Consider the following 17,162-nt stretch of genomic DNA (forward strand, 5'->3'; position numbering starts at 1 on the left):
GAATGCCTCTTGTCAGGAAAGCGCCACAGTCCCATATTATCACCAGAATGCCTTGGCAATACCACGCCAGCGGCATCAGACATTTAACAGGGGTTTCAAACCTATGAACGACATGGACACTCGCTATATTGCCATGCCCACAGTGGAAGAACAGGCCAAGGATATGGGCCTGCGCAACTTCCTGCTGGGCATCTATCAGAAAATGGCGCTGGGCCTCGTGGTCACCGGCGGCATGGCTTGGGCCGTGGCCAATTCGCCTTTCCTGATCCAGCTTCTCTACAATTTCACTGCTGACGGCCGCGTCACCGGTTATACGCCTCTGGGCTGGATCTTCGCCTTCGCGCCGCTGGTGCTGAGCTTCATTTCCGGCCGCTTCATGAACGGCCTGAACGCGGCGGTTTCGGGTGCCTTCTACTGGGTGTTCGTCGCCATCATGGGCGTGTCTCTGTCGTCGATCTTCCTGCTCTATACAGGCATCTCGATCGCCACCATCTTCTTTGTGACCGCGGCCACTTTTGGCGTCGTCAGCCTGATCGGCTACACCACCAAGGTCAACATGTCGGGCTGGGGCGGATTCTTCTCGGCCTCGGTCCTGGGCCTGATTATCGCCGGTCTGGTCAATGCCTTTATCCTCAAGAGCGGCATCATGATGATGGCGATGTCGGGTATCGGCGTGGTTCTGTTCTCGGCCCTGATTGCCTATCAGACCCAGTCGCTGAAGTCGCTGTACTATTCGGCAGGTCAGCTTTCGGCCAATCACCGGGCGGCCCTGACCTATATCGGCGCCATCGGCCTCTATGTCAGCTTTATCAACCTGTTCCTCAGCCTGCTGAACCTGTTCGGCGGCCGTCGTTAAAAGCTGATACATCTGAACTGAAAACCCCTCCGGAAGCCATTCCGGAGGGGTTTACTTTTAAAGAACGTCGAACCTGCGTTTATCCAGCACGGCCAGAACGGGGCCCAGTTCGCGGCCGCGCTTGAGGATCAGTCCCGCTTGGTTGAAGGCCGCGAACGCGCCCTGTTTGCGGGCAAGGGAGGGTCGCTTTTCGATGCGGTAAAGCGGCGCTTCACTGGAACGGCGGAAGATATTGAAGGCCACGGCGTCGGTAAGCTGATCTATGGCGTAATCGCGCCATTCGCCGGAGGCGACATGCTGTCCGTAAAGCCGCAGGATCAGTTCCAGTTCCCGGCGCTCGAAGAAGACCGGCCCTTTAAGGGGCTGCGAGGCGTTGAAAGCGCCGCTCAAATCCTGAATACTCATAAGCCCAAGACTCCGCAGGAAAATCCGACCTGATTACGCCTGATGCGGCTGAATCGCGCAAGTAAATAAATAGGGTCGTCTTTATGGGAAAGTTATGAAAAGGACGCGATATGACCTTATTTTGGCCCTTCCACGGCCCGCTTCCGCACCGATTATGTACCTGTCGGTCGAGGTGACTTGCTCGGGTTCCCCCCTGAACAGCCCCCCAGCCCCCGGAATCCAGTAGTCCCCCGGCCGGCAGACATTTCTTCTTCCCCGAGATTATCCTGGCGCTGCTACGTTTTCCCCCTCGTAGCGGCGCTTTTTTTTTTGCGTATTTGCAGCTCAGGCGCCGCGGGGCTCCTCGCATTGGCTCGGGCGGGCGCTTGCCCTTGCCAGATTTCATTGAAATCTGGATTTTATTCCGCCCAGAGACCGACCTTGGCTTTCGGCATGGCGGCGAAGAAGGGCAGGGCCTCGACCTGGGCCAGCCAGCCGCTGACATTGCCGAAGCCCTTCAGGTCCACCCCGCCTTCGGGCGCGTGGGCGACATAGGCATAGCAGGCGAGATCAGCGAGGGTGACGGTGCCGCCCACCAGCCAGGCGCGGCCTTCCAGGTGTTCGTTCATCACATGCAGGAAATCATGGGCAATGGCGTGGGCGGAATCGATATCCGCCGGGGCATTGAAGAGGTTGATGCGCCGCGCCGTGGCCATGCCGTAGGCAATCGGGCCGGAGGTCTTGCCCAGCCAGGCCATGATCTGCCCGAATTGCGCCGGATCGCGCGGCAGCAACCGACCGTCATCGTAACGGAGCGCCAGATAGGTCATGATGCCGATGGAATCCCAGATGACCGTGCCGTTATCATCGATCACCGGCACCTGGCCGAAGGGGTTCATCTGCAGGAAGGCTTCCGACTTCTGCTCCTTGGCGCGCAGATTGACCTCGATCAGCTCAAACGGCAGGTCGAGCGCCCGCAGGGTCAGCAACACCCGATGGGCATTCCCCGAAAGGTGCATGGAATAGAATTTGATCGGTGCGGCAGGCTGGGTCATGGCGGCTTTTCCTCGGGATCAGGCGCTGACTATACACCCTGACGCAGATAAAGTGCGAGACGCATTCCGGCATCCGCAATGACAAATACGGCGGGGCCGATCATGGCGATGGCCAGAAACCGCCAGCCGCCGCCCCGGCGCAGAATATAGATGCCGCAGACGATGGCCACGACGGCAAAGATCAGGCTCTGCACCACGAAGGATTGTGCGGCAGCCGGCACAGCCGTGACGAGGTTCAGGATCACGGCATAAAGGGCCGCGGCCAGTCCGGCAATGGTGATGATAAGCGGCAGGCGGTTTTTCATGATCCCGTTCTTACGGCGCGCCCGTGCGGAAAGCAACAAACCGCGGCACCTCACCGCATTGCGCTTTTGGCCGGCAAGGCTATGATGCGATTATGAAAACATATGATGTCGTAATCGTTGGCGCCGGCATGGCCGGCATGACCCTGGCCCTGGCCCTGAAATCCGGCGGGCTGGACGTGGCCCTGGTCGAGCGACAACCCTTCGATGACATGCTTGATGTCTCGTTCGATGGTCGCGCCTCTGCCATCGCCTATGCCTGTTTCCGACAGTGGAAGGCGCTTGGCGTCGGCGATGTGCTGGAAAAACACGCCTGTCGCATGGACGAAATCTTCGTGACGGATGGCCATCTGCCGGGGGCTTCGGCGCCTAAGCCCCTGCCGTTTTTCCTGCACTTCGCCTCGGAGGAAATTTCCGATCGCACCGGCGATGAGCCCCTGGGCTACATGGTCGAGAACCGACAGGTGCGCAAGGCGCTCTATGAAGAGATCATCAACCAGGGCATCCGCCTCATCAGCCCGGCCTCCGTGATCGGTAATCGTGAGGACGGTTCCTTCGCCGAGGTCGATCTGGATACGGGGGAAACCCTGCGCGCGCCGCTGATCGTCTCGGCGGAAGGCCGCAAGTCCACCTTACGCGAAAAGGCGGGCATCAAATATATAAACTGGGCCTACGACCAGAGCGCCGTGGTCTGCACCGTGCAGATGGAACATTCGCACAATCACGTCGCCTATGAGCACTTCCTGCCCACGGGCCCCTTCGCCATCCTGCCGCTGAATGACAATCGCGCCTGCATCGTCTGGTCGGAGACTCATGCGAAAGCGAAAGCCCTGATGCAGGTCGATGACCAGTTGTTTTACGATCACCTGATCGGGCGCTTCGGCGAATTTCTTGGCGAACTCACGGTGGTGGGCGAGAAATTCATCTATCCGCTGGGCCTGGGCCCGGCCGAGGAGATGCACAAGGGCCGGATGGCCCTGCTGGGTGATTCCGCCCACGGCATCCATCCGATCGCCGGCCAGGGCTTGAATCTCGGCCTCAAGGATGTGGCCGCCCTGGCGGAAGTGCTGATCGAGGCGGCGCGCCTGGGCGAGGATATCGGCACCGACCTGGTGCTGGAGCGTTATGCCAAGTGGCGGCGCTTCGATAATGTCACCACATCAGTGGTGATGGACGGGTTTGTGCGGCTGTTTTCCAATGGCAATCCATTTCTGCGCGCGGTCCGCGGCGTCGGCATCGGCCTGTTCAATCGCGTGCCGGCTTTACGGAAGTTCGTCATGGAAGACGCCGGCGCGGCGACGGGCGATCTGCCGAAACTGCTGCGGGGAGAGTTGGTGTGAGGCCGCTCTGGCTGATCCTGTTTCTACTTGGGTTGGCTACGTCGGCTTCGGCGCAAGAGGCAAAATGGATCACTTCGCCGGGCGTATCCGCCGCCCCAGTAGTTCTGCATTTCCGCAAGCATATCACGCTCGAAAAGACACCGGCGCATATGTGGGTCGATGTCAGTGCCGACAACCGCTTTTTGCTGTATGTCGACGGACAGCGCGTGGCTTCCGGTCCGGCCACCAGCGATCTGGCGCACTGGCGATATGCCCGCATAGATATAGCGCCCTGGCTGAAGGCAGGCTCGAACGCCATCAATGCCACGGTGTGGAATTTCGTTCTTCCGGGTGAGGACGACCTCAAGAAGCAAACCGGACCGCTATCGCAGCAATCGGCGGGAACCGGTTTTTATCTCAGGGCCGAAGACAGCGCTTATTCGGGCCTGGATAGCGGTCCCGACTGGCAGGTTGCGCCAGACAGCGGCCATAAGGCTACATCCGGCATGGCGCAGATCGATACGCCGGACTGGCTGGGCTATTATGTCGCTGGTGCGCCTGAAATCATTGATGCCCGCCAAACGAAACCGGCTGGCAAGCAGCGACGGTATCTTCGCGCCGGAACCTGACGCCCGATCCCCTGCCGCAAATGACCTATAGATTGACCGATAATGGCCGGCTGGTGCGCGGCGAAGGCTCTTTCCCCGATGCGCCGCAGGTCATTCCGGCCCACTGCCATGTCACCCTTCTGATCCGCCGCGACAACATGGTGGCGGCCTATCCGCGGCTTCGGGTTTCCGGCGGCAAGGATGCAATGATCAGGGCGACCTACGCTGAAGCGCTTTATGACAAGGCCGGCAGAAAAAGGCGTGCGCGACGTGGTCGACGATCGCACTATTCGCGGCCTGACTGACACCTTTGTTGCCAGTGGGGAGCCGGTCAGCTTCGAACCGCTGCACTGGCGGGTCTGGCGCTTCCTGCAACTGGACATCGAGACGAAAGGTCAGCCGCTGACGCTCGAAAGCCTGGAAATCCATGAAACCCACTATCCGTTTGAGGCCATTGGCCGGTTCCACTCCAGCGATCCGGCGCTCAATGAGATATGGGATATCGGCTGGCGCACGGCACGGCTCGACGCCCACGAAACCTATATGGACTCGGCCTATTGGGAGCAGTTGCAGTATGTCGGCGACACCCGCATCCAGATGCTGATCTCCTATGCTGTCTCCGGGGACAAGCGGCTGGCGGTCAACGCCATCGACGCTTTCGGCTGGTCGAATACCGAAGGCGGCCTGACCGAGGGCGCCTATCCGAGCCGGGGCCATAATCCGATCGCGCCGTTTTCATTACTTTGGCTTGGCATGATGCACGATTACTGGATGAACCAGCCGAATACGGCGGTCATTTCGCGCAACCTGCCGCGCGCCCGCGAGGTGCTGGCGTGGTTCCGGCCTTATCTGCACGCCGATGGCCTGCTTGGTAAAAACCCGACCTGGAACTTTGTCGATTGGGTCGGTAAAGACCGCGACGCCTTCCCAAGTTTTGACAGCAATGGGGAATCCTGTCTGACTTCGCTGATCTATCTCGGCGCCCTGCAACAGGCCGCCGATCTGGAGGAGGCGTTAGGTGATGCCGGAATTGGCGCAACCGACCGGGCGCAGGCGGAAATGGTGCGCGCCGGCATTCAGGACAACTGCTGGGATTCAAACCGTCGCCTGTTTGCCGACGACCCGTCGAAGACCCTGTTTTCGCAACAGACGAATGCACTGGCCGTGCTTTACGATGCCGCGCCGAAGGACCAGCAGGGGGATATCCTGGCCCGTATCACCACGCATGGTATCGAGCCGCCGGAAGTGCTGATCCCGGTCAGCTATTATTTTTCGTGGTATCTGGTGCGGGCCTATGAACATGCCGGCCTGAGCGATCGCTATCTTGACCTGCTGCAAACCTGGCGCGACCTGCTGCCGTTGCACTTCTCGACCTGGCCGGAGGCGAAACTGGAAGACCGATCGGACAGCCACGCCTGGAGCGCGCATCCCACCGCCGACCTGCTGGCCATTGTCGCCGGCGTGCAATCGGCGGCGCCGGGATTTGCGCGTGTGCGGATCGCACCGCATCTTGGCAAGCTGAAGGATTTGTCCGCGACGGTGCAGACAGCCGCCGGACGGGTAGTTCTCAACTACACACAAACGGAAACCGGCCTAAAAGCCGAGATCGAAATGCCGTCAGGTCTGCCCGGCGAATTTGTGTGGAAAGGCAGAAGCTATCCGCTAAAAGCCGGGAAAAACCGCCTCAGGCTTTGACCGGATCGAACTTGCGCGCCTGATCGACCAGCATGATCGGTACACCGGAACGGATTGGGAAGGCGAGGCCGACGGTTGGGCTGATCAGTTCCTGCGCTAGCTTATCATAGGTCAATGGCCGGCGTGTCACCGGACAGACCAGGGCTTCCAGCAGGCGGGGGTCTACTTCTAACTCATTCTTGGCGTAGGTTTCGATATCGGACATAGGGATCCCTAGCTGAAAAGAAGCGATGACAGGCGGCGGCGGCCGGCCTTGGTCAGTTCGGAGGCTGAACCGAGCGCGGTGAAAATCTTGAAGAGATAGGTGCGGGCCGCCTGGCCGTTCCATTCCGGATCGTATTTGACGATTTCCAGCAGGGACTGAATGGCTTCCGCCATTTCGCCCTGACCGGCCAGAGCGCGGCCGAGATCATACCAGGCATCGAAATCACGGTCATTGGAGGAAATTTTGGCACGCAGGCCGGCGATATCCGTCGGCGCGCCCTCGGCCAGTTCGAGCGCGGCTCGCAAGGAGAGGATTTCCGGGTCAGTGCTGTCGGCATAGGCCTGGTCAAGCACGGCCTTGGCGTGATCCGGTTGCTGGAGCTTGAGATAGATGCGCGCCATGCCGGCAATGGCCTTCGGATTTTCCGGGTCTTGCTCCAGGATGAAAGCATAGGCTTCCATGGCGCTCGGCATATCACCATCGGCCACCGATTGCGCCGCCAGGGCCAGGGTTTCCTCGATCGTCGGGCCGGCCCGGCCGGCGCCGAGCTTATCGATAAAGGCGCGCAGTTCGGTTTCAGACTTGGCGCCCATGAAGCCATCGACCGGCTTGCCGCCGAAAAACGCATAGACAGTGGGGATCGACTGAACGCGCATCTGGGCGGCGATGGCCTGGTTCTGATCGACGTCGATCTTGACCAGCTTCACCTTGCCCTTCTGTTCGCCGATGACCTTTTCCAGCGCCGGGCCGAGCTGGCGGCACGGACCGCACCACGTCGCCCAGAAATCGACGATGACCGGGCGCTTCATCGATTCTTCGATGACGTCGGCCATGAAGGTGTTTTCGGAACCGTCGATGATATTCGGGTCGTTGCTGGCCATGGGGTACCTCTGTCTATTCGCTTATCTCAAGTGGGCGTGCGCATCAATGGAATCAAGTGAGTGTGCTGAAATCGACGATTACCAGTTCACGGCCCAGAGACGCGATAAACGCTCGGAAATCAGCCTGACTGAGCGAAGTCGTGGCCGTATTGGTCAGAGGGTGGAAATTGACAATCTCCGCATCGGCCAGAGCCTTGTCGAGGATAAACCGCACCTTGTGTTCCGGATCATTGATCAGGCCAAGCGCCGTCACCGATCCCGGCCGCACACCCAATGCGTCATAAAGCCGCGCCTCGGAGCCGAAGCTGAGCCGCCCGGAACCGATCACCTTCGGCAGGGTCTTCAGCGGAATCTGCGTCGATTGCTCGGCCGAGATCAGCCAGAGCTGGCCCTTGTCATCCTTCAGGAACAGATTCTTGGTATGCGCGCCCGGCAACTGCGACTTTATGTCGTCACCTTCGCCCACGCGAAAGACGGCTTCGTGGGTCAGGGTGCTTGTTTTCAGGCCCAAATCATTTAAGGCTTCGAGCAGTTTTTCAGGCGTGTAGAGCGGATCGGTCATGATCCGCCTTTAGCGCAATCTTTTTGACGATGGAACTGCCAGATGGAACTTGAGTGCTTTGTCATGACCACCTATCCGCCGGAAATCGTGCCCGGCCGGCCGGAGCGGGAATGGATGGACAGTTTTCAGTCCCGCTTCCCCTATCGCTGCCTGCCGCTCACCATGGCCAACACCACCGGCTGGGAAATCCTTTGTCCCACCGACCTCACGATCATCTGGAACGGCGGCATCGGCAAGAACGACCTGACCATCACCTGCGACGCCGATCCGAACTATAATCTCGAACACCTGGTCTCATCGCACTTCACCCACGGCGTGGTGACCTTCCATACCGGTTTCCTGTTCCGCACCCCGCCGGGCTATGCCGTGCAGGCGTCCGGCGCGCCCAACCAGGTCAAGGACGGCATCGCGCCGCTCACCGGCCTGGTGGAAACCGACTGGCTGCCCTTCCCCTTCACCATGAACTGGCTGATGACCCGTCCCGGCATGGTAACCTTCAAGAAGGGCGAGCCGTTCTGTTTCATTCAAGTGGTGCAGCATAAGGGCCAGGATGACATCCAGCCGGTAATCAAGTCGCTGGAGAGTGATCCCGATCTCAAAAAGCAGTTCGATGCCTGGGCAAAGACCCGTCAGGAATTTAATGACAGCCTCGTCCGCCGCGACCCCGACGCGGTCAAGGAAGCCTGGCAGAAATTCTACTTCAAGGGCGAAAAGCCGGACCCGACAGGCCAGGTGGTTGAAAGGGTCGATGACCATATCAACCGCCGCCGCCTGAAGACCCCCAAGGTCATTCGCCCGAAAAAAACGCGATAAATGGAGAACGGACCGAGGCCAGTGGCCACGGTCCTTTCCTTTTAGGCGAAGCCGCGCAGACGCATCAGCGCATCGCGCTGCACATCGCGGCCGAGGAAGTTGCGATAGGCGACATCCTGCGGAATGGTATCACCCACGCTGAGGATGGTCTCGAAGTAGTGCTTGGCGGTCGGACCCTCGAAAGGCCCACCTTCTTTCATGAACTTCTCATAGGCATCCGCCACCAGGGCATCCGACCACAGGTACGAGTAGTACCCCGCCGAATAGCCGTCATCGGCGAAGATGTGCGCGAACTGCGTCGGACGGTGGCGCATGACGATTTCCTTCGGCATGTTCAGCCTGGCCAGTTCGGTCTTCTCGAAGGCATCGATGTCGATATCGACCTCACCGGCCAGGTGATACTTCATGTCGATCAGCGCGCAGGCCAGATATTCGACCGTGGCGAAGCCCTGGTTGAACTTCGACGACTTCACCAGCTTTTCCTGTAGTTCCGCCGGCATCGGCTTGCCGGTTTCATAATGGATGGCGAACTGGTTCAGCACCACCGGCAGGGGCAGCCAGTGCTCGTTAAGCTGCGACGGGAATTCGACAAAGTCCGTCGCCGTATTGGTGCCGCCCTGTGATGGATAATAGGCATTCGACGACAGGGCGTGGATGGCGTGGCCGAACTCATGGAACATGGTTTCGGCGTCATCCCACGAAATCAGGATCGGCTTGCCCGGTTCGGCCTTGATGAAGTTGCAGTTGTTCGAGCAGATGCAGATGTGGTCCAGCATATAGGATTGGCCCTGGTACTCGGTCTCCCAGGCGCCGGAAGACTTGCCTTCGCGGGCATAGGGGTCGTAATACCACACGCCAACCTGCTTGCCGGCGCGCATCACCTTGTAGGTCGTCACGTCCGGATGGAAGACCGGCACATCGGTCACCTGGATGAACTCGAAGCCGTACATTGTGTTGGCGGCCCAGAACATGGCCGCCTGAATCTTGTCCAGTTGCAGATAGGGCTTCACCTCCGACTCATCGAGATCGTATTTCGCCTTCTTCACCTTCTCGGCGTAGAAGCGATAATCCCACGGCGCGATGGTAATGTTCGCACCCTCGGCATCGGCGATCTTCTGCATGTCGGCCACTTCTTCATGGACGCGATTGACCGCCGGGCCCCAGACCGCTTCCATCAGGTTCATGGCGTTTTCCGGCGTCTTGGCCATGGCGACTTCCAGGCGCCAGTGGGCATGGGTCGGGTAGCCATAGAGCTTGGCGCGCTTCGCCCGCAGCTTGAGGATCTGGGCGCCAATCTGCTTGTTGTCCCACTGGTCGTTATTGTCGCTGCGCATGATATAGGCGCGCCACACCTTTTCGCGCAGGTCACGGCGCGTCGAATAGGTGGTGAAGGGCTCCATGGCCGAGCGCGTGTTTTGCACGGCATACATATCCGGCTTGCCCAGTTCCTTGGCCTTGGAGGCCAAGGCGGCGATGAAGGGCTCCGGCAGGCCGTCGAGATCATCCTTGGTGATAAAGGTGGCCTGCGCCTCATCGTGCTTCAGGTTATTCGAGAAGCGATTGAACAGGGTGGCCAGTTGCTGGTTTATGTCGGCCACTTCCTTCTTTTGCGCTTCGGAAAGCTTGGCGCCGGCGCGGACGAAGTTGTTGTACTTCTTCCACAACAGGCGGTCCTGCTGCGGATTGAGCTTCAGGGTGTCGCGCTGGTTATAGACCACCTCGATGCGCTTGAAGAGATCGGCATTCTGCATGATCTCGTCACCGAACGCCGCCTTGATTGGCGACAGTTTGGCGGAGATATCGGGGAAGCCGCCGGTCGAGAGATTTGAGTCCCAGACATTATAGACCGCACCGACACGATCATAGGCGGCACCCGAGGTCTCATAGGCTTCGATGACGTTCTGGAAAGTCGGCTGGGCGGGATTATCCGTAATCGCCCTGATCTCTGCGCGCATGGCGTCCATGGCGGTAAGAGTCGCCGGCTCGAAATCGGCGATCTTCACCTTGTCGAAAGCCGGCACGCCGCCATAGGGGCCGGTCCAGGCTTGAGTCAGATAGGCGGTGGCGATGGCTATTCCTCCGGTGCTTTGCGCGAAAGTTGGAGTGACGAAGGCGGCGGTGCTGGTGCCGGCCATCAGGCCCAGGGCGGTGCGGCGGTTCATTTGGGGTGAAGGCAAGGTGAACTCCCTTAAGGGGTCAAGAGAAAAAGCCCTGTTTACGAGACCAATTCTATTTACGAGATAGGGCAAAAGTCGTAACTGATGAACCTATAGACCGCAACAAACGCGGCCAAATTAAGTTTTCGTAACACAGGAAATCACTACATGGCGATCGGCGTTTTTGATTCGGGCATCGGCGGTTTGAGCATCCATCGCGCGCTGGTCGACCGCCTGCCCCAAGCCGATTTCGTCTATCTCGCTGATCAGAAACACGCTCCCTATGGCGACCGCTCCGGCGAGGAGATCGTCGAACTGACCAGGGCCGGCTGCGAAACCCTGTTCGAGGCCGGCGCGTCTCTGGTGGTCCTAGCCTGCAATACCGCCTCGGCCGTGGCCCTGCGCCGCCTGCAATCGACCTGGCTGGCCCAGTTCCGCAAAACCTATAAGCGTCCGGTCAATGTACTCGGCATCATCGTGCCGACCATTGAAGCCGCCACCGGCCTGCCGTGGGAACACGAGGCCGAACGCCGCGGCGAGAAGATCGAAAAGCTGGATGTCATCGGCGTGTTTTCGACCGTCGCCACCGCCCGCTCGCGCGTCTATGAAATCGAAATCGACAAGCGCCGGCAGGATATCGCCGTCTTCACCGAAGCCTGTTCCGGCCTGGCCGACATGATCGAGCAGGGCGCCGCGCGCGAAGATCTCTCCGCCAAGATCAAGGGCCATGTCGAGTCTTTGCGCATCCGCATCGGCCGCTATCCCGACCGCGCCATCCTTGGCTGCACCCACTATGAGCTGGTGGCCGATCTCTTCCGCGAACATCTGCCCGCCGGCACGCCACTGATTCATCAGCCGGCGCCAGTTTCCAAGGCCCTGGCCGATTATATCGAGCGCCATCCGGAATATACCATAGGCGATACCGGCCAGCGCACCTTCCTGACCACCGGCGAACCGCGCACCCAGTCGGCGCTGATCGAAGCTTTCTGGGGCGCACCCTTGACGTTCGCGGCGGTTAGCGCCGTGAAGGTAGCGTAAGGCCAGGAGGCGCAGCCTCCTGGACCTCATAACGGGACAAGTGATTAACCGCTGAACTACAGAAAAACCGGCCCCCCTTGGGCCCGGTTTTTCTGTAGTTCAAATGACTATCCACTGACCAGTTTCGGGGGTCAAGGGGTCAGTGACCCCTTGCCTTAACCTACTCTGCCGCGATATCCACCGGCACGGACGTCCGGATCAGGTGATCGAAGGCCGACAGCGCCGCCTTGGAGCCTTCGCCCATGGCGATGACGATCTGCTTGTAAGGCACGGTGGTCGCGTCACCGGCAGCGAAGATACCGTGGGCCGAGGTTTCGCCGCGATCATTGATCTCGATCTCGCCACGCGGGGAGAGGTTGATCGTGCCCTTCAGCCATTCGGTATTGGGCAGCAGGCCGATCTGGACGAAGATGCCTTCCAGTTCGATGGTGTGTTGGGTATCGTGGATGCGGTCCTTATAGACCAGGCCCGTCACCTTATCGCCATCGCCCAGCACTTCCGTGGTCTGGGCTTCGGTAATGACCGTCACGTTCGGCAGGCTGTAAAGCTTGCGTTGCAGAACAGCATCGGCACGCAGTTCCGGGGCGAATTCCAGCAGGGTGACATGGGCCACGATGCCGGCCAGGTCGATAGCCGCCTCGACGCCGGAATTGCCGCCGCCGATCACCGCTGTGCGCTTGCCCTTGAACAGCGGGCCATCACAGTGCGGGCAGTAGGCCACGCCCTTGTTGCGGTACTGGTCCTCGCCGGGGACGCCCATCTGGCGCCAGCGGGCGCCGGTCGAGATGACCACGGTGCGGGCGCGCAAAGCGGCGCCGCTTTCGAGCTGCACCTCGGCCAGGCCACCGGGTTCGGAGGCCGGAATCAGCTTCGTGGCCTTTTGCAGGTTCATGATATCGACGTCATATTCCTTGACGTGCTGCTCCAGCGCCGTGGCCAGCTTCGGACCTTCGGTGTGCGAGACCGAGATGAAGTTCTCGATCGCCATGGTATCGAGCACCTGGCCGCCGAAACGCTCGGCCACTACACCTGTACGAATACCCTTGCGCGCCGCATAGATGGCGGCCGCCGCACCCGCCGGGCCGCCGCCAACGACCAGTACGTCGAATTCCGACTTGGCGTCGATCTTGGCAGCTTCGCGCGCCTGAGCGCCGGTATCGATCTTGGCCAGGATCTGCTCCAGGCCCATGCGGCCCTGACCGAACGGCTGGCCATTGACCAGTATAGTCGGCACGGCCATGACCTGGCGCTTTTCGACCTCATCCTTGAACAGAGCGCCATCGATGGCGACATGCTTGATCTTGGGGTTGAGCACGCTCATCAGGTTCAGCGCCTGCACCACGTCCGGGCAGTTTTGGCAGGTCAGCGAGAAATAGGTTTCGAACTTCAACTCGCCATCGATATCCAGCGCCTTGACCTGCTCGATAACGTCGGCTTCGACGCGCGGCGGGTGGCCGCCAACCTGCAGCAGGGCCAGAACCAGAGAGGTGAATTCGTGGCCCATCGGCAGGCCAGCAAACGTGACGCTGATATCGGAACCGGGGCGAACGATAGCGAAGGAGGGCACGCGGGCATCGCAGCCATCGGTCTTCAGCGAGACCTTATCCGAGGCTTCGACGATGTCGTTCAGCAGGTCGAGCATCTCGCGTGACTTCGCGCTGTCATCGACCGTGGCAACCAGTTCGATCGGCATCCGGAGGTTTTCCAGATACGCCTTCAGTTGCGTCTTCATCCCTGCGTCAAGCATGGTGATACTCCGTTAGAAAATAGGGGAAATCATCGTCCATATTCGCACTCCGCAGAGTACGCATATGGAGAATGAGGCTGAAATATTCTCCTCCTTAGCGAAGCGGCAACTTCGTTGTGAGGGAGGTGGCGAGCAAGCGTAGCCGTCAGGCGAAGCGCGTCGAGACGGAGGGGGCCACTTTGTAATAGTGTCGCCCCCTCCGTCAGCGACACCAGCCCTTCGGGCTTCGCGCTGCCACCTCCCCCGTACGCTTCGCTACAGGGGAGGAGAAAGGTCTTAAATCTTGCCGACGAGGTCGAGCGAAGGGGCGAGTGTCTTTTCGCCTTCTTCCCACTTGGCCGGGCAGACTTCGCCGGGGTGCGAAGCGACATATTGCGCGGCCTTGACCTTGCGGAGCAGTTCGGTGGCGTTACGGCCAACGCCTTCCGAGGTGATTTCCATGAACTGGATGATGCCGTCCGGATCGACCAGGAAGGTGCCGCGATCGGCCAGGCCGACGCCCGGACGCATCACGTCGAAATTGTTGGTGATGGTGCCGGACTGGTCACCGACCATGTAGTAGTTGATCTTGCTGATGGCGGGCGAGGTGTCGTGCCAGGCCTTGTGCGAGAAGTGGGTATCGGTCGAGACCGAGAACACTTCAACATTCATCTTTTGCAGTTCGGGATAGATGCCGGCCAGGTCTTCCAGCTCTGTCGGGCAGACGAAGGTGAAATCGGCCGGATAGAAGAAGAAGATGGACCACTTGCCCTTGGTGTCGGCGTCGGAGATATCGACGAACTTGCCTGCCTTGTAAGCGGTCGCCTTGAACGGCTTGATGGCGGTGTTAATGAGAGCCATGGGGTATTTCCTTGAGTAAGAGTGGAACCGGGTTAAGCGGTACGCGGGGACAATCGCTCAAAACAATCAATAGAGCAAATTTGTTTTATTTTATTTTTGGATAGATTTTTTTATAAAGACGTGTGCGGACAATTAGCCCTGCAAGGCCGCTTCGGCGCGGACAACCGCCGAAATGGCATTAACGGTCGAGGCGATACGCAGGGCCGCCTGTATCTGAACCGCGCTGACGCCATGATTGCGCAGAACCTTTTCGTGGCTGTCCATGCACAGGCCGCAGGCATTGACGGCCGAAACCGCCAGCGACCACAGCTCGAAATCCACCTTATCGACGCCGGGATTGGTCAGGATATTCATGCGCAGGCCGGCGCGCATCTTTTCATATTCCTTGTTCTGCATCAGGTGCAGGGCGCGGAAATAGACATTGTTCAGCCCCATTATGGCGGCCGCGGCCTTGGCAGCGGTGACGGCTTCCGGCGTCATGACCTCACTGGCGGCGGCTTCGATATTTTGCACCACCGCCGGCACGCCGATGGCATGGGCGCAGGAGAGGAACGTCCCCCATTTCTGCTGCTCATTCAGGACGGTTTCGCCCAGCAGGTTGGTCAGGTTGGACGACAGATCCTTGGCATAGGCGGGGATCAGGCTTTGCAGGGTATCAATGGACATTAGGGAACCTCAGTGTGCATAGAATGTGATTATGAATTTTGACAATTCAATAAACAAATCTTATCTAGAAATCATGCTCCCAACTCTCAGACAATTGCAATACCTCAAGCTGCTGGCCGAACATAAGAGCTTCGGCGGCGCGGCGGAAGCGGCCTTCGTGTCGCAGCCGGCGCTGTCCTCCGGTATCGCCGAACTGGAAAAAATCCTGGGCGTCCGCGTGGTCGATCGGTCGCGCGGGCAGGTGATCCTGACGGCCGTCGGGGAAGAAACACTCAAGCGCTCTGAAGATATCCTGGCGCGCGCCGAAGACCTGGTGGAGGCGGCGCGCGGCGCCAATCGTCCCCTGACTGGTCGTTTTCGGCTGGGTGTCATCCCCACGGTTGCCCCCTTCCTGTTGCCCAAGGCCTTGCGGAAACTGCGCACGGATTTCCCCGACCTCCGCCTCTTCCTGCGTGAGGACCAGACGGCGCGCCTGATCGCCTCGCTGAAATCCGGCGCGCTCGATGCCGCCGTCATCGCCCTGCCCTATGATCTGGCCGGTCTGGATCACGCTTTTATCTGCAAGGACGAGATCGTGGCCGCCACGCCCTTCGGCCACCGACTGTCTAACGCCTCGCATATCGCCCCGGAAGACCTGAAAAACGAGGAACTGATCCTTCTGGAAGATGGCCACTGCCTGCGCGATCATGCCTTGGCCGCCTGTTCCTGGACTTCGCCCACCGGCACGTCGGAATCGCTGTCGACCTACGCCGCCAACCACGGCGGCGGCTTCGCGGCCACGTCTCTGAATACGCTGGTGCAGATGGTTGGCTCCGGCCTGGGCGTTTCTCTGTTGCCGGCCATGGCGGTGGACTCCGGCATGGTGAAAGCCGACGAGGTCTGTGTGCGCCCCCTTGCCTCGGACCATGCCTTCCGCGATATTGTCGTCATCTGGCGCGCTGGTTCCAGCCGCGCCGCCGAAGCGCGATTGCTGGCCGAAAAGCTCAAGGAGTAGAGAATGCGCATCCCCTGTGCCGCCCTTGCTCTGCTGATGCTGACCGCCTGTTCCAAACCGGCGCCGGAAGAAGCCGCGCCGGCCTCCATTGCCGCACCGCCGCCGGTGGAGGATCACTGGCCCGGCAAGTACGAAGGCGACCTGATGGTGCGTATCAGCGGCACGCCCAATGCGCACAAGGTGGTGCTGGTGACAGCGACGGCGGACGGCTGCACCGGCGATATCGGCCTGGCTGGCGGCGAACCGGCCAAGGACATATCTCCTGCCGAGCTCAGCCTGACTTTAAAGCCGGATGACAAGACCACCTGCACTATCGATATCAAAAAAGACGGCGACAAGCTGACGGTCTCCGAAAGCGGCATCTGCACCGTCTATCACGGGCTGGCGTGCAGCTTTAACGGCATGGCGACCAGACTGAAATAGTCAGAGCGCCAGCGGAACCGCATGTGTCCGCAACCAAGGCTCCAGGACTTCAAAGCGGAAACTGTGCGTGTCGTAAAGACCTGACATGAATGCCCAAAGATCGTCCTCAGACAGAACGATATCCAGACCGTTGAGGTTCAGAAACATCAACATCGAAGACAAGGCTGTTCGTTTATTACCATCAATAAACGGATGATTTTGCGACAGGCTTTCCCATAAGGCCGTCGCTTCCGCGATCAGATTGGCATAATAACCTGTCTGCGGCCGAAACAGGGCGGACTCAAGCTGTCCAGGATCACGCACACCTGATCCGCCGCCATGACGCAGCAGTTGATCGTCATGCAGCCTGAGAACTTCCCGAACAGTTAGATAGCGCGTCACCTACTTGGCCAGTTTTTCAAAAACACCGGCGTAGCGATCATGATTGCGCTTCATGAGCATCTCGAAATCGGGTTCAGCTCTTGCTTCCTGTCGTGTTTCAAGCAGCTTGCCGACAGCCTCCTCGACCAGAGACTGCAACTGACGCCCTTCGGCCTTGGCCAGTGCGCGCAGTTCGGCCAGCAGGGCGCTGTCCATCTGGGTGGCGAATTTCTCACGGGGCTGATGTTCGGTCATGGC

The 17,162-nt window shown here is 59.7% G+C and carries 21 protein-coding genes; 9 read left to right on the top strand and 12 right to left on the bottom strand.

Annotated elements, in window-relative coordinates:
• The first annotated feature begins 103 nt into the window (after positions 1–103).
• Positions 104–856, top strand: coding sequence for a Bax inhibitor-1/YccA family protein (locus tag NVV72_07520; protein ID MCR6659187.1), 753 nt, complete (start codon positions 104–106; stop codon positions 854–856).
• Positions 857–913: 57 nt separating this feature from the next.
• On the opposite strand, the gene NVV72_07525 is transcribed toward NVV72_07520, so the two are convergent.
• The 3 genes from NVV72_07525 to NVV72_07535 all read right to left on the bottom strand — a co-directional run bounded on the left by NVV72_07525 (position 914) and on the right by NVV72_07535 (position 2,600).
• On the bottom strand, positions 914–1,261 hold the full coding sequence (locus NVV72_07525; GenBank protein MCR6659188.1) for a DUF2794 domain-containing protein: 348 nt from the start codon (positions 1,259–1,261) through the stop codon (positions 914–916).
• 398 nt (positions 1,262–1,659) lie between these two features.
• Complete coding sequence (locus tag NVV72_07530) at positions 1,660–2,295, bottom strand: glutathione S-transferase N-terminal domain-containing protein (GenBank protein MCR6659189.1); 636 nt, start codon at positions 2,293–2,295, stop codon at positions 1,660–1,662.
• A gap of 29 nt (positions 2,296–2,324) precedes the next feature.
• Positions 2,325–2,600: a hypothetical protein gene (locus NVV72_07535; GenBank protein MCR6659190.1), complete on the bottom strand. Its 276-nt coding sequence runs from the start codon at positions 2,598–2,600 to the stop codon at positions 2,325–2,327.
• A gap of 92 nt (positions 2,601–2,692) precedes the next feature.
• Here NVV72_07535 and NVV72_07540 point away from each other — a divergent pair, with 92 nt between their 5' ends.
• The 4 genes from NVV72_07540 to NVV72_07555 are packed head-to-tail and all read left to right on the top strand — an operon-like array spanning position 2,693 to position 6,219.
• Positions 2,693–3,937 carry a UbiH/UbiF/VisC/COQ6 family ubiquinone biosynthesis hydroxylase gene (locus NVV72_07540; GenBank protein MCR6659191.1) on the top strand — a complete coding sequence of 415 codons (1,245 nt, stop codon included), beginning with the start codon at positions 2,693–2,695 and terminating at the stop codon, positions 3,935–3,937.
• Positions 3,934–4,545 (top strand): hypothetical protein, encoded by a 612-nt coding sequence (locus NVV72_07545; GenBank protein MCR6659192.1) that lies wholly within the window; start codon positions 3,934–3,936, stop codon positions 4,543–4,545. Before NVV72_07540 ends, NVV72_07545 begins: the two co-directional genes overlap by 4 nt.
• A 20-nt stretch (positions 4,546–4,565) precedes the next feature.
• Positions 4,566–4,829: a hypothetical protein gene (locus NVV72_07550; protein MCR6659193.1), complete on the top strand. Its 264-nt coding sequence runs from the start codon at positions 4,566–4,568 to the stop codon at positions 4,827–4,829.
• On the top strand, positions 4,786–6,219 hold the full coding sequence (locus tag NVV72_07555) for a hypothetical protein (GenBank protein MCR6659194.1): 1,434 nt from the start codon (positions 4,786–4,788) through the stop codon (positions 6,217–6,219). The genes NVV72_07550 and NVV72_07555 overlap by 44 nt, the downstream gene beginning before the upstream one ends.
• Here NVV72_07555 and NVV72_07560 read toward each other — a convergent pair.
• From NVV72_07560 to NVV72_07570, 3 genes are read right to left on the bottom strand one after another with little or no spacing between them, the layout of a single operon-like run.
• Entirely contained in the window at positions 6,209–6,424 is a 216-nt protein-coding gene (locus tag NVV72_07560) for a Trm112 family protein (protein ID MCR6659195.1), read from the bottom strand. The two genes, NVV72_07555 and NVV72_07560, sit on opposite strands and share 11 nt — an antisense overlap.
• 8 nt (positions 6,425–6,432) lie before the next feature.
• The gene (gene trxA / locus NVV72_07565; GenBank protein MCR6659196.1) at positions 6,433–7,305 is read right to left on the bottom strand and encodes a thioredoxin; all 873 of its coding nucleotides are present in this window, start codon (positions 7,303–7,305) and stop codon (positions 6,433–6,435) included.
• Between the two features lie 52 nt (positions 7,306–7,357).
• A complete protein-coding gene (locus tag NVV72_07570) occupies positions 7,358–7,867 on the bottom strand; it encodes a prolyl-tRNA synthetase associated domain-containing protein (protein ID MCR6659197.1) in 510 nt (169 codons plus the stop codon).
• Between the two features lie 42 nt (positions 7,868–7,909).
• Between NVV72_07570 and NVV72_07575 the strand changes: the two genes are divergently transcribed.
• On the top strand, positions 7,910–8,680 hold the full coding sequence (locus NVV72_07575) for a DUF6065 family protein (GenBank protein MCR6659198.1): 771 nt from the start codon (positions 7,910–7,912) through the stop codon (positions 8,678–8,680).
• Positions 8,681–8,721: 41 nt separating this feature from the next.
• Here the strand turns inward: NVV72_07575 and NVV72_07580 are convergent, their stop codons facing one another.
• Positions 8,722–10,857, bottom strand: coding sequence for a M3 family metallopeptidase (locus NVV72_07580; protein MCR6659199.1), 2,136 nt, complete (start codon positions 10,855–10,857; stop codon positions 8,722–8,724).
• 147 nt (positions 10,858–11,004) lie between these two features.
• On the opposite strand from NVV72_07580, the gene NVV72_07585 reads away from it, so the two are divergent.
• The gene (locus NVV72_07585) at positions 11,005–11,874 is read left to right on the top strand and encodes an aspartate/glutamate racemase family protein (protein MCR6659200.1); all 870 of its coding nucleotides are present in this window, start codon (positions 11,005–11,007) and stop codon (positions 11,872–11,874) included.
• Positions 11,875–12,034: 160 nt separating this feature from the next.
• Here NVV72_07585 and ahpF read toward each other — a convergent pair whose 3' ends face one another.
• From ahpF to NVV72_07600, 3 genes are all read right to left on the bottom strand, one after another.
• A complete protein-coding gene (gene ahpF, locus NVV72_07590; GenBank protein MCR6659201.1) occupies positions 12,035–13,621 on the bottom strand; it encodes an alkyl hydroperoxide reductase subunit F in 1,587 nt (528 codons plus the stop codon).
• Between the two features lie 276 nt (positions 13,622–13,897).
• Entirely contained in the window at positions 13,898–14,461 is a 564-nt protein-coding gene (gene ahpC, locus NVV72_07595; GenBank protein ID MCR6659202.1) for an alkyl hydroperoxide reductase subunit C, read from the bottom strand.
• A gap of 132 nt (positions 14,462–14,593) precedes the next feature.
• Positions 14,594–15,127 (bottom strand): carboxymuconolactone decarboxylase family protein, encoded by a 534-nt coding sequence (locus NVV72_07600; protein ID MCR6659203.1) that lies wholly within the window; start codon positions 15,125–15,127, stop codon positions 14,594–14,596.
• 73 nt (positions 15,128–15,200) lie between these two features.
• On the opposite strand from NVV72_07600, the gene NVV72_07605 reads away from it, so the two are divergent.
• Together NVV72_07605 and NVV72_07610 are read left to right on the top strand one after the other, a co-directional pair.
• Complete coding sequence (locus tag NVV72_07605) at positions 15,201–16,121, top strand: hydrogen peroxide-inducible genes activator (GenBank protein MCR6659204.1); 921 nt, start codon at positions 15,201–15,203, stop codon at positions 16,119–16,121.
• A gap of 3 nt (positions 16,122–16,124) precedes the next feature.
• Positions 16,125–16,544 carry a hypothetical protein gene (locus tag NVV72_07610; GenBank protein MCR6659205.1) on the top strand — a complete coding sequence of 140 codons (420 nt, stop codon included), beginning with the start codon at positions 16,125–16,127 and terminating at the stop codon, positions 16,542–16,544.
• On the opposite strand, the gene NVV72_07615 is transcribed toward NVV72_07610, so the two are convergent.
• Positions 16,545–16,925 (bottom strand): type II toxin-antitoxin system death-on-curing family toxin, encoded by a 381-nt coding sequence (locus NVV72_07615; protein ID MCR6659206.1) that lies wholly within the window; start codon positions 16,923–16,925, stop codon positions 16,545–16,547.
• The gene (locus NVV72_07620; protein ID MCR6659207.1) at positions 16,926–17,159 is read right to left on the bottom strand and encodes a hypothetical protein; all 234 of its coding nucleotides are present in this window, start codon (positions 17,157–17,159) and stop codon (positions 16,926–16,928) included.
• Between the last annotated feature and the right edge of the window lie 3 nt (positions 17,160–17,162).

This window comes from Asticcacaulis sp. (genome assembly GCA_024707255.1).
Lineage (GTDB): Bacteria > Pseudomonadota > Alphaproteobacteria > Caulobacterales > Caulobacteraceae > Asticcacaulis.